Annotated in this window: 12 protein-coding genes; all 12 read right to left on the bottom strand. The window is 41.9% G+C overall.

Annotated elements, in window-relative coordinates; translation table 11 throughout:
* Positions 1 to 80: 80 nt before the first annotated feature.
* Positions 81 to 806, bottom strand: a complete 726-nt coding sequence (locus BMZ58_RS16135) for a GntR family transcriptional regulator (RefSeq protein ID WP_075037597.1) — start codon at positions 804 to 806, stop codon at positions 81 to 83.
* Positions 807 to 1,060: 254 nt separating this feature from the next.
* Complete coding sequence (locus BMZ58_RS16130) at positions 1,061 to 3,307, bottom strand: DNA translocase FtsK (protein WP_482793309.1); 2,247 nt, start codon at positions 3,305 to 3,307, stop codon at positions 1,061 to 1,063.
* 180 nt (positions 3,308 to 3,487) lie between these two features.
* Positions 3,488 to 3,694, bottom strand: a complete 207-nt coding sequence (locus BMZ58_RS16125) for a YlzJ-like family protein (RefSeq protein ID WP_075037595.1) — start codon at positions 3,692 to 3,694, stop codon at positions 3,488 to 3,490.
* Entirely contained in the window at positions 3,691 to 4,413 is a 723-nt protein-coding gene (locus BMZ58_RS16120) for a ClpP family protease (protein ID WP_075037594.1), read from the bottom strand. Before BMZ58_RS16120 ends, BMZ58_RS16125 begins: the two co-directional genes overlap by 4 nt.
* Before the next feature lie 92 nt (positions 4,414 to 4,505).
* A complete protein-coding gene (dapA, locus tag BMZ58_RS16115) occupies positions 4,506 to 5,390 on the bottom strand; it encodes a 4-hydroxy-tetrahydrodipicolinate synthase (RefSeq protein ID WP_075037593.1) in 885 nt (294 codons plus the stop codon).
* Entirely contained in the window at positions 5,387 to 6,628 is a 1,242-nt protein-coding gene (gene dapG, locus BMZ58_RS16110) for an aspartate kinase (protein ID WP_075037592.1), read from the bottom strand. The genes dapA and dapG overlap by 4 nt, the downstream gene beginning before the upstream one ends.
* A gap of 25 nt (positions 6,629 to 6,653) precedes the next feature.
* A complete protein-coding gene (gene asd, locus BMZ58_RS16105) occupies positions 6,654 to 7,700 on the bottom strand; it encodes an aspartate-semialdehyde dehydrogenase (RefSeq protein WP_075037591.1) in 1,047 nt (348 codons plus the stop codon).
* 104 nt (positions 7,701 to 7,804) lie between these two features.
* Positions 7,805 to 8,401 (bottom strand): dipicolinate synthase subunit B, encoded by a 597-nt coding sequence (locus tag BMZ58_RS16100; protein WP_075037590.1) that lies wholly within the window; start codon positions 8,399 to 8,401, stop codon positions 7,805 to 7,807.
* Positions 8,401 to 9,294, bottom strand: a complete 894-nt coding sequence (gene dpaA, locus BMZ58_RS16095; RefSeq protein WP_075037589.1) for a dipicolinic acid synthetase subunit A — start codon at positions 9,292 to 9,294, stop codon at positions 8,401 to 8,403. Before dpaA ends, BMZ58_RS16100 begins: the two co-directional genes overlap by 1 nt.
* Before the next feature lie 109 nt (positions 9,295 to 9,403).
* On the bottom strand, positions 9,404 to 9,631 hold the full coding sequence (locus BMZ58_RS16090) for a YlmC/YmxH family sporulation protein (RefSeq protein WP_244151618.1): 228 nt from the start codon (positions 9,629 to 9,631) through the stop codon (positions 9,404 to 9,406).
* A gap of 24 nt (positions 9,632 to 9,655) precedes the next feature.
* Positions 9,656 to 10,576: a polysaccharide deacetylase family protein gene (locus tag BMZ58_RS16085; RefSeq protein ID WP_075037587.1), complete on the bottom strand. Its 921-nt coding sequence runs from the start codon at positions 10,574 to 10,576 to the stop codon at positions 9,656 to 9,658.
* A 305-nt stretch (positions 10,577 to 10,881) separates the two neighbouring features.
* Complete coding sequence (gene pnp / locus BMZ58_RS16080; protein ID WP_075037586.1) at positions 10,882 to 13,005, bottom strand: polyribonucleotide nucleotidyltransferase; 2,124 nt, start codon at positions 13,003 to 13,005, stop codon at positions 10,882 to 10,884.
* Positions 13,006 to 13,079 lie beyond the last annotated feature (74 nt).

Below are 13,079 nucleotides of genomic sequence, written 5' to 3'. Positions count from 1 at the left end.
TTACACTTATAAGCAACTAATTGATCCTGTAACGGCCTCACCTCCTAAAAATCATCAATGGGTCACACTAATGCAAGCGCTTACACTCTTTTTCTTAAAACATGGAAACTGAACTTATCTGCACGAAAGTAATTGGATGATAATAACATCGGGACATCATCCTGAGAGTAGTGCATTTGTCTTAGTAACAATAATGCTTGATCTGGTTCACAGTTTAAAATAGGGGATATTCGCTCATGAAATCCGATAGGTTCTATATGAGTAACTGCATAGCCTATCGTTTTTCCTGTATATTTCTCTAATACTTTGAATAAGGAGTCTGCTTCTCTTACTTGATCTATAGGCAGCAAACCTTCTGGAATTTTATCGGTACAATAAACTACAGGCTGATCGTCAGCTGTTCTCACACGCTCGACTTTCGCCAAATTATGTACATCCAGCGGTGAAAAGCGTTTACGGTCATCTTCTGTAGCTTCCATAAGCTCGGCAGATAAATATTGTGACCCCGGAGTCATCCCTGATTTAGTGATCATTCCTGTCACACTATCTAACTCTTCAATCCCTGATGTAAACAGTGGTTTCGGGTTCACGAACGTCCCTACACCATGTCTTCTAGTAACTACTCCGTCTTCTTCAAGAATCCTCAATGCTTCCCGGAGAGTCGCTCTTGAAACTCCTAGGGATTTGGAGAGTTGGAATTCTGAAGGTAGTTTTTGTTTTTCAATGAAGATACCGTTTTCAATATCTCGTTTAATTTGCTCGATCACCTGTAAATACAGATGTCGAGTATCTTGCCTGATGGACATTACATTCACTCCAAGTCTATTGAACTATCTGGTTAGAGATCTGACCTCTGACGTTCGACACATCACATTTTGTCAATAATATAACACTATTAGATAAATAAATAAATAGAATCAGGACATTTTTATGAATTTTGTGTAAATCATATGATTGTTTTTTAGAATAATAGAAAAAAGCTACTGTGCGGGACAGTAGCTCTCTATCGAGTTCAATATTTCATTATTCAGCTTTTAATTCAGCTTTTAGCTTATATCCATCAGGATGTGGTTTGTTCTTCTGTTTGAGATACTAATACAGACCTCGGCTTACTTCCTTCATAAGGACCGACAATTCCGTTATCTTCCATAGCATCGATCAGTCTTGCTGCTCTTGTATAGCCTACTCGAAAACGTCTTTGGAGCATGGAAACACTTGCGCTTTGCATTTCGATGACCATTTGCACAGCTTCTGGATATAGGTCATCATCCACTTCCTGCTTGACTTCACTTTCTTCTTCAGGGATCATCTCTTCCTGATATTGAGCTTTTTGCTGTTCCACACAAAAATCAACAATTCGTTCAACTTCTTCATCTGATAGAAATGCTCCTTGTACCCTTGTCGGTTTATTAGAACCTACTGGAGTAAAAAGCATGTCTCCACGACCTAGTAATTTCTCCGCACCACCTGAATCTAGAATCGTGCGTGAATCCGTTTGGGAAGAAACGCTGAATGCGATACGGGATGGAATATTTGCTTTGATCACTCCTGTGATGACATCTACCGACGGACGCTGTGTGGCGATAATCAGGTGGATACCGGCTGCCCGGGCCATTTGAGCAAGTCTTGTTATTGCATCTTCCACCTCGTTAGAAGCAACCATCATCAAATCTGCAAGCTCATCGACAAGAACGACAATATAAGGCAATTGAGGTTGTTCCTCTTCATTTTCCTTATTATATTTTTTAATGTATTCGTTATAACTTTCGATGTTTCTCGTTCCTGTATCTGAAAAGAGGTCATAACGTCTTTCCATTTCTGATACTACTTTCTTTAATGCTCGGGAAGCCTTTTTAGGATCGGTCACCACCGGAGCCAACAAATGAGGAATCCCATTATACACATTGAGCTCTACTTTTTTCGGATCAATCATCATCATTTTCACTTCATGAGGTTTTGCTCTCATGAGAATACTTGTAATGATTCCATTGATACATACACTTTTACCACTACCAGTGGCACCTGCTACAAGAAGGTGAGGCATTTTGTTAAGTTCGGACATCACCGCTTCCCCTGAAATATCACGTCCGAGAGCGAAGCTCAGTTTAGCTTCAGGGTTCGACTTTCCTGTTTCCAATACTTCACGTAAGGAAACCATGGAAACTTCCTGGTTAGGTACTTCAATCCCTACGGCTGATTTACCAGGGATCGGTGCTTCGATACGAATATCCTTTGCTGCCAGGGCGAGAGCGAGATCATCGTTTAAATTGACGATCTTACTCACTTTGACTCCAACATCCGGATATACTTCATATTTCGTTACAGAAGGACCAACATGAACTTTCGTTACTTTCGCTTTTACCCCGAAACTTTGGAAAGTCTTTTCAAGTTTGCGGACAGTTGCTTGTATATGCGAGCGTCCCTGGCTCTGTGGTGTAGAAGTAGGTTCGTCTAAAAGCTCCAGGCCTGGTAAATGATAATCGAAATTCTCAAGTTCAGCTGTCGGCATTGATTTTTCTAAATTCACTTCATCTGGTTCCTGCTGATTCTCATGACTTTTATCAACCGCACCTCCTGTCCCTTCCTTGGTATAAGCATTGTCAGTAAAGTCCTGGATGATTGGCTCTTGTTCGGTAACTTCCTCTTCTTGTTGTCCTGTCGTATCATTGATTTCATATACAACAGCTTCCTCTTCTTCATTCGGAAGCGCCTGTTTTTCTTCCGCTTTTTCTTTTCTTCTCTCTTTGATTCTTTCTACTTGATCCTTACTTATGGCTTTAAGTTTATGACCAATTTTGGCAAAAAGCTCTCCGATGGATTTTTCACTAACAAAGATAATCCCGACTACCAATAGAAAGAAGGATAATATGGCTGCTCCGGCCTTTGCGAAGAGATAATAAGTTATGGAAAGCAGGATTGCTCCTGATAAACCTCCCCCAATACTATAAAAAGAGAGTTCTCCACGCATCATCCCTGTAATCCTATCCCATGTCATGGCAAATATGGAGCCCTCACCCGTGCCAAGGTCCGCTGATAGTGTTTCAAGGTGTGTAAACAATAGTAGTGCCGTGATTATAAGATATACACCTAAAAGGCGTTTATGTAAGAATGTCGGCCACTTCCTTTTCACCATTAAATAGACTCCCACAATAAGGAAAAACAAAGAAGCAATGAAATACCATACGCCGAAAATAAACTGCCAAAATCTCTCCAACCCTCCAGGGATGGCTCCATCACTAATTGCTGAGGCCCCACTCCCGATTACTGCAATGAAAAGGAAAAACAGACCTAGTAGTTCAAATTTCATATGGCTCTTTATGTTGGACTTTTTTTTCTTCTTTTTTCTTTTTCCTGCCATACTTACTTTCACCTCCGTATCAAAAACTGAAAAGAGAAAGATGCCGATGGTTCCTTCACTTTCCTGAAGAAATACAGCACCGACATCCAGTCAATCAGTTATTCTATTATACCATAGCTTGATAGGGAGTTACGAGTCCAACCATTGACCTGGTTGGAGCGAAGGATCCATGTAGTGGGTAGGATCCGTCGACAATACTTGCATGATTTGCTTCTTTCCATCTGCGGATTCTCTGCACATTAGCGGACAGTTTTTATGTTCATGGTAAACAACTGACATTTCAGGTTCTCGTGGAAAAATGTCATGCTCGTTAAGTGGTGTATACAAGATGGTCATTGAACCACCTGCTGATCTGCATCTTTGTTTTGTTCAATCAGTTCATTCAACTTCAACATAGCTTCTTTCACACCGCCAACAGCGTCAATGAGTCCGTGGTCGACAGCTTGTTGTCCAACCACGTTCGTGCCTATGTCCCGAGTCAAATTTCCTTTGTCGAACATTAATTCCTTGAATTTTTCTTCTGCAACATTGGAATGTCCAGTTACAAAACTAATGACACGGTCCTGCATCTTATCCATATATTCAAAAGTCTGTGGGACCCCTATAACAAGACCAGTCATTCTGATAGGGTGAATGGTCATTGTTGCAGTCTCTACAATGAATGAGTAGTCTGCTGACACAGCTATAGGAACTCCGATCGAGTGACCTCCTCCAAGGACAATCGACACGGTAGGCTTAGATAAGGAAGATATCATTTCAGATATCGCCAGACCTGCTTCGACATCGCCCCCTACGGTGTTCAATAAAACAACTAATCCCTCTATTTTCGGATTTTGTTCTATGGCAATCAATTGAGGAATTAAATGTTCATATTTGGTTGTTTTATTTTGGGAAGGGAGCTGAACATGTCCCTCCACTTGTCCTATTATAGGTAAAACATGAATGTTGGAATCTGCAGGTTGGGGTACACTGCTTTGCCCCAATTGTTGAATTTTGTCTACAAGGGAAGATTGCGACTTGGATTGATCTTTTTCTTTTGAAGAATCATCTTTCATGGATCGGACTCCTTTCGCTCTTTTCCCGTAGTATGACACAAACAAATGGAATCATACGAAGTGCTAGCCAATAATACAGGAAAAGACCGCGTTTATTCGCGGTCCTTTAGTAGATCATTTAGTTTTATGTGAATGGATTCTTCTTCTTCTTTTGTAAGTGGTACCAGAGGCAATCGAACTCCTCCTGTATCTAAACCTTGTTTCTTTAATGCTGCTTTCACAGGTCCAGGAGACGGGGCCTGGAACATTCCCTGGAAGATGGGCAGAAGTTTCCGGTGCAATTCCCCTGCTTCTTTTCCTTTTCCTTGATCGAATAAGGATAGCATCTGTTGCATTTCTTTACCTACTACGTGAGAGGAAACAGAAATGATTCCATCTGCACCGATGGCATAGGCAGGAAGCGTTAAATTGTCATCCCCACTGTATAAAGAAAAATCATCACCCGTTGCTGATATAATACTGGCCATTCCATCCAAATCACCGGTAGCTTCTTTTACTGAAACAATATTGTGGATTGTAGAGAGCCGTACTATCGTTGCCGGGTCGATACGGACGACCGATCTACCAGGTACATTATAAATCATCACAGGAAGTCTCACAGACTGGGCGATGGCTTTAAAGTGTTCATATAGACCTTCTTGATTCGGTTTATTGTAATATGGGGCTACGAGCATAAGTGCATCCACCCCAGTATCTTCCGCTTTTTTTGACAATTTAATGGAAGCTTCCGTACTGTTGCTTCCTGTTCCTGCTATGACCGGAGCCCGACCATTAACCACTTTAACTACGTGTTTCCATAACTGGACCTTTTCATCCATAGTAAGGGTCGGAGATTCTCCTGTCGTTCCAGCAACAACAAGAGCATCGGTTCCGTTACATAATAAATATTCAATCAGCTCGGAGGTTTTAGAGAAGTCAATTTCGCCATGCCGATCAAAAGGGGTCACCATAGCTGTCAAAACCTTCCCGAAGTTCATGTTTGTTTTTCCCCTTTCTTCGCTGCATTACTCAATTGGAAAGTTTCATGCAAAGCATTAACAGCGGATGTAAGGTCTCCTTCTTTGACCAATACCCAGATGGTAGTATGTGAATCGGCGGATTGAAGTATTTGAATACCACGATCTGTCAATGTTTGCACGATTTTTGCCGTAACTCCAGGTATTCCTGTTATACCTGCACCTACGGTAGATACTTTTGCACAGCCTTTCCGGACTTCCGGTTCGTAGCCCAGATTCTGAAGGATTTTTGTGGCCTTATCCGTGTAGAAGTGATTAATTGTATAGAGGACACCACTAGGAGATATGTTGATGAAGTCTACGGATATATTGGCAGACGCCATGGATTTAAATACTTCTGATTGTAGTTTCGAGGGATCTTCTTTAGATTGAACTTTGATTTGGGTAAGGCCATCCATATGCGCAATTCCCGTTACGGTTCTATCTGAAATATCCCGAACAGGCTGATCTTCTTTCGCTCCTGTCACTAAGGTTCCCGGAAGATCTGAATATGTCGACCTGACTCTGATTGGCACTTTTGCATACATGGCTATTTCTACTGCACGAGGATGAATAACTTTGGCTCCTTGGTAGGCAAGGTTACAAATTTCACTATAGGTGATAGTATTTAACGGTCGAGCTTCTCGCACTAACCGTGGATCTGCGGTCATGATGCCTTCTACATCTGTAAAAATATCAATGTATTCTGATTGAAGAGCTGCCCCTAAAGCAGCTGCTGTTGTATCACTGCCTCCTCGCCCGATCGTAGTGATTTCTCCTCCTACTGTCTGGCCTTGGAAACCTGCGACAACCACTACATCGTTTTCTTTCAGTTCCTCAAGAATTCTTCCAGGATTCATCTGGGTTATTTTTGCTTTGGTAAAATCCCCATTGGTAACGATTCCAGCTTGGGCTCCTGTCAAAGAAACAGCCGAAACTCCATCTTTGTTCAATTCGTGAGAAAATACGATAGAAGATATTGTTTCACCACAGGACATCATCAAGTCCTGTTCCCTGAGAGAAACTTCCGCCTGGGGAAAATCGATCAGTCCTAGCAGGGTATCTGTAGCATAAGGGCTTCCCTTCCGCCCCATAGCTGATACAGTTACAACTATTTTGTAACCTTCCTTCAAGCCTTTTTTAACATGGTGGATTGCCCGGGACCGACTTTCTTTGTCCCGGACTGATGTTCCACCGAATTTTTGTACAAGTAGCTTCATTTGGCCACCTCAACTCATTAGAAGTTTACAGCCAGTCGTTAGTAATTAAGCTTTCCGCAATCTGTACAGAATTCCATGCTGCCCCTTTTAGCAAGTTGTCGGATACGACCCACAAATGGAACCCTTTCTCTTCATCCAGATCTTTGCGGATACGCCCTACAAATACGTCCCTTTTTTCTGCTGCACTCAATGGCGTAGGATATGTTTGTGTAGATGGATCATCCTCTAGAACGATACCAGGGGCTTCTTCCATCAATTGCTTGATCTGTTCTACAGTCACACCTTCCTTTTCTACTTCAATATATACACTTTCCGCATGGGATGTGAAGAAAGGAAGTCGCACGCATGTAGCTGCCACAGGAAGATCGGGAGCATGCATGATTTTTTTCGTTTCATTAATCATTTTCATTTCTTCAAATGTATAACCATTCTCCTGGAATACATCAATTTGCGGCAAAGCATTGAATGCAATCGGATAATGGTTCTTATCTCCTTTGACTGGAAGAATTTCAGCTTCAAGATCTTCTCCATTCAAAAATGCCTGAGATTGTTCCCGCAATTCATCTGCTGCTTCATTCCCTGCACCGGAAACGGCTTGATATGTCGATACGATGACGCGTTCCATCCCTAAAGCTTTGCGGACAGGTTCTAGAGCCGCTACCATTTGAATCGTCGAACAATTCGGATTAGCTATAATGCCTTTATGCTGCTTGATATCTTCCTCATTCACTTCTGGTACAACCAGAGGAACCCCCTCAGCCATACGGTAAGCGCTTGTGTTATCAATGACGACAGCTCCTTGCTTAACCGCTTCAGGTGCTAATTTCTTAGATACAGAACCTCCAGCTGAGAATAAGGCTATATCAACGTCTTTGAAACTTTCAGGTGTCGCTTCTTCTAAGACATACTCTTCCCCATTGAAGACCATTTTGGAACCGGCAGATCGACTGGAAGATAATAGCTTCAATTGTTGAATCGGAAAATTCCGATCTTCCAATGTCTCCAGCATTTTCTGCCCGACCGCTCCAGTTGCACCGACAACAGCTACATTATATTTTTTTGTTTCACTCATATTCGGCATCCTCTCTTGTATATATTTTTGTTGGAATAGTAAGACATGTCACTATTTTTGTTATTTTATCATATTTACAAGAACACCTGGTATGAAATTTTGAATTAGTTAGGATAACGTTCGATTAATACAGGTTGGCGTTGTTTGCCTTCTAATGCCGATTCAATCGTTTCAGGGATAAGAGTCATATCTGCCACAAGCGAGTTCGGCTTTTTATAAGGATGATCCTGACCAAGAGGAACAAAATAAATGTTCTTCGTAGCCATTAAGCGCATAACATTAACACCGTTCAATCCAAGAGCATCATTAGTGGAGACTGCTACTACGACTGGATTCTCGTTCCTAAGAGTTGCTTTTGCTGCCATTAACACAGGTGAATCTGTTAGCGCATTGGCAAATTTACTTGTGGAATTTCCAGTCATAGGTGCGATCACCATACAATCTAATGGACGCTTCGGCCCAAGCGGTTCTGCATCTGGAATTGTCATAATCAATTCTTCACCTGTAATTTCTTTGATTTTTTCTATATGGTCTGCTGCATCACCAAAACGTGTGTCTGTCTTTTGAACTGTATAGGATAAGATCGGAATGACAGTTGCTCCCATATCAACAAGTTTTTGCATAACAGGAAAAACTTCATGGTACGTACAATGAGATCCTGTCAACCCAAAACCAATTACTTTCCCTTTTAAATTCGACATCAACCATTCTCCTTTCGTGTATCTTCTTGCACTAACCTTGATACAACATCAGCAATAATCCGGCCTGCTGTTTTCGGTGCCACAATCCCTGGAAGGCCTGGAGCTAACAATGCTTTAATCCCCCGCTTATCCGCATAGCGGAAATCAGTGCCTCCCGGCTTAGAGGCAAGATCGAGGATCAATGCGTGGGAAGGCAATTGCTTGATTACTGAGGCATCAACCACTTGGTGAGGTACCGTATTCAATAAAATGTCACAGCTCATATCTGTGCCCTCAAGATTATTCATATCAATGGGGGTCAACCCCATTTCGTAGACCCTTGCTGCACTTTTGGACGACCGGACACCAACAGATACATTTGCACCCAAATGTCCGAATGTACGAGCAAGACTCATTCCTACTCTACCTAGTCCTAATACAATCACTTTCGATCCGTGTATTGTGAAATCCGTATGTTGAATAATCAACATTAATGTACCTTCTACGGTAGGAATAGAATTATAAATAGCCACGTCATCACGATCCATGAGAGGAACGAGGTGGCGATCCACCTTTCTCACTAACTCCTTCAAGTGATCATTAGCTATGCCAGTGAATATCTGACAATGTTCAGGAGTCTTTTTGAGCCATTCCTCCTGGAGATGAATAAGTTGATTAGAAAAGATTCCTTCCACTTTCCCATCCGTATCCGTGCCTGGGACTGGAAGTATGATAGCATCCAATTTTTCCACCTGTTGACTATCGAAGTCTAGATCGATTGCTTCTCTGAAGCTCTCGTTCAATTGATCGAATCCTGCCAAATAAACGGTGGCGTCCCACTCATTCAATCTTCGAATGAGTTCGATTTGCCGGGCATCGCCCCCTATTACCGCTACATGATATCCTGTCAGCATCCCCGATGTCCCCTTTATCTAGTATCTTATCTCCTTGTATCCTATGCCGTAACGTCTAGTTAGTGATATTGTTGAGCAACAAAAAACACTGCAGCCTATGCTGCAGTGTTTAAGATTTCTTCAATAGGATGGTATCATCCCCGATTGTTTGGATTTGGTCCCAAGCGATCGTCAACTCTTTCCTTGATTTTCCGAACCCGATAAGTCCATCATTTAAAATGACCAGGGATTTTATAGTTCCAGATTCAGGATCTATGATTAAGTCTGCCCTTCCTAGGACGCCCAACTTCTCCCCGTTTTCTACATTAATAACTTCTTTTCTAGATAATGATTTCATCCTCACAAGACACCAACCCCTTCCTCATCTTTCTTCACTCAACAACTTAGGCAAGGAAGATATTTTATACTCCTTCGCTTTGATTTTTTCGATTAATACTGGAAGACTGTCTACCGTTACCTGTGTTGGATGCATAAGAATCGTGGCTCCGTTGTGAATTTTATTCATGACCCTGCTAATCAAAACATCCTTCGTCGGCTTTTTCCAATCAATGGTATCCACTGTCCATAAAATGGTCTCCATTCCCATTTCATCAGCAACCTCCACCGTCCCTGTATTAAAGCTGCCGGAAGGAGGGGCGAAATATTTAATCTCTTCCTTTGTTAGAGCAAAAAGCAGATCATTGGCTTGTTCTAAATTATTTCTTGCCTCCTGTTTAGACATTTGAGCCATATCTTTATGTTTATATCCATGGCTGCCAAGAGTATGACCCTCTTCCTCTATCATCTGTACAAGATGGGTAAAGTCATTCGCAAATGCACCATCAATAAAAAATGTAGCTTTCACCTGGTGTTTGTTCAAAATCTCCACCATATCAGGGATATACTCTTCTCCCCATGAAACATTGATCAAAAGTGAAACCATTTGTTTTTCTGGATGGCCTCTATAAATGGGTGATGCTGGAAGATCTTCTAATGAAACTTTCGGCCTTACTAATTTATAAACTAAAAGCTTCGGGTCGTAGTTTCCCTCTTTTTTCATTTTCTTATAGGAGGCTTCCACATCTACCGTACGTCCAACGATGCCAGGTGTCTTTTTCCATACGGAGTCGATCTTTGCATCTTCGGCTTCCCATTCATAGTTGCTTTTCTCTGATTCGATTTTTTGATAAAGAGAATCATCTTTATTCACGGTCACTGCTTCATTTACCGTTAAGTATGCTAGTCCTAAACCAGTAAAAAAAGAAAGGCAGATGAATAATAGCCCAACTATTCGGAAACTCATCGGCACTCACCCCTGTATTAATCCTATGGGGGTTGTCCATCAAATAGACTATTTTTCTTGCTGGATAACTTTTTGAAGGGGCGGATAATTATTTTCCCTTATGAAAGTTATCTTTAAAGAATGCTTCCGGGGTGAATTTTTATGATTAAAAAGAAAAGCATCCACTCAAGTAGAGCAAATGCTTTAGGACCTCTATTCTCATGAGACAGAACAAACAGCCCAATGCGATTCAATCATAAATGATTTGTTGCTGAATTCAGGCATAAAAAAAGAGACTGGCAAGCCAGTATCTCTTCTTTCCTTCTTTATGATTGTTCCACGTTCTCTTCTTTCTTTTTCTCTTCGATAAGAACCGCTTTTCTTGAGAGGTTGATCCTACCTTGATTATCGATTTCTTTAACCTTGACTTTGATTGTATCACCAATGGAGACGATATCTTCCACTTTGCCGATACGTTCTTCAGCCATTTCAGAAATGTGTACAAGGCCTTCTTTTCCTTTGAAAAGCTCGACGAAAGCACCGAATTTCTCTATGCGCTTAACTTTACCATTATAAATTTCGCCAACTTCAACTTCACGGACTATATCTTCGATGATCTTTTGAGCAGTCATATTCATGCTTGCATCTGTAGAAGAGATGAATACCGTTCCGTCCTGCTCAATATCAATTTTCACGCCTGTATCATCAATGATTTGATTGATCTGCTTCCCACTCGGTCCAATGACATCACGAATCTTATCTGGATTGATTTTCATTGTCATGATCTTAGGAGCATGCTGAGAAAGCTCTTCCCGTGTTTCCGGAATAGTTTCAAGCATATGGCCAAGAATTTCCATGCGGCCTTTCTTAGCTTGAGCTAATGCTTCTTCCAAAATTTCTCTGGATAGACCTTCAATCTTGATATCCATTTGTAGAGCTGTAACACCTTTTTCTGTACCAGCAACTTTGAAGTCCATATCTCCAAGCGCATCTTCCATGCCCTGGATATCTGTCAAAATCGTATAATCCTCGCCTGATTTCACTAACCCCATAGCAATACCAGCAACAGGTGCTTTAATCGGTACACCAGCATCCATCATTGCTAAAGTGCTTGCGCAAATACTAGCTTGTGATGTTGAACCGTTAGATTCTAATACTTCAGAAACAAGGCGTATAGTGTAAGGGAACTCTGTTTCAGAAGGTATCACGACCTCTAGTGCACGTTCTCCTAACGCTCCATGACCGATTTCCCTGCGTCCCGGCCCTCGAATCGGACCTGTTTCACCTACAGAGAATTTAGGGAAGTTGTAATGGTGCATAAACCGCTTAGACTCTTCTAAATCAAGTCCGTCGAGGATTTGTACATCTCCAAGTGCACCTAGCGTACAAACGCTCAGAGCCTGTGTTTGTCCACGTGTGAACAATCCGGACCCGTGTGTACGTGGGAGAAGACCGACACGGGATGTTAAGGAGCGGATCTCATCAACGCCACGACCGTCCGGGCGAATCTTATCTTTGGTGATTAAACGACGCACCTCGGTTTTAACCATATCTTCTAGAATCGAACCGACTTGCTTCAATGTTTCTTCATCTGCTTCTTGCTCTTCATAAGAAGCTACAATATCAGATTTCACTTGCGCAATGGCTTCTTCCCGTGCTTTTTTCTCTTCGGTTTTGATGGCTTGTACAATCGCATCTGTTGCTTCTTCTTCCACTTTGCTCTTCAACTCAGCATCAAGGTCGAATAATTGGACTTCCATTTTCTCTCGGCCGACTGCGGCAATAATTTCTTCCTGGAAATTAACAAGACGCTTAATTTCTTCGTGACCAAACATAATCGCTTCCAACATGTCTTTTTCAGAAACTTCATTCGCTCCTGCTTCCACCATGTTGATCGCTTCTTTTGTTCCAGCTACTGTCAAGTCGATATCGCTTTTTTCTTGTTGCTCAATTGTAGGGTTGATGACAAATTCACCATCCACACGGCCAACGATGACTCCAGCAATCGGACCTCCAAAAGGAATGTCAGAAACACCTAAGGAAATGGATGAACCAAGCATGGCTGCCATTTCAGAAGAACAATCCTGGTCCACACTCATAACTGAGCTAATGACCTGAACATCATTTCGGAATCCTTCTGGGAATAATGGACGAATCGGACGATCGATAAGACGGGACGCTAAAACGGCTTTATCACTCGGACGTCCCTCACGTTTAATAAATCCACCTGGTATTTTACCTACAGCGTATAGACGCTCTTCATAGTTTACAGTCAATGGGAAAAACGGTAGGTCCTTCGGTTCTTTACTACCGGTTGCTGTGGATAGGACAGTCGTATCACCATAATGGATGAGTGCTGCACCATTCGCTTGTTTCGCCAATTCCCCGATTTCTACAGAGAACGTGCGTCCAGCGACATCAATGGAAAACACTTGCTTTTCTTCTGCCATAAAGAACTTAACTCCTCTCGATAACTCTTCTTAATTCATATTAAGGGTATATTGTCAGTTTACACCCTTCTGTA

This window comes from Halobacillus dabanensis, assembly GCF_900114165.1.
Taxonomy (GTDB): domain Bacteria; phylum Bacillota; class Bacilli; order Bacillales; family Halobacillaceae; genus Halobacillus; species Halobacillus dabanensis.
The sequence above is the reverse complement of the archived record's forward strand: the minus strand, read 5'-3'. Positions and strand labels throughout refer to the sequence as shown.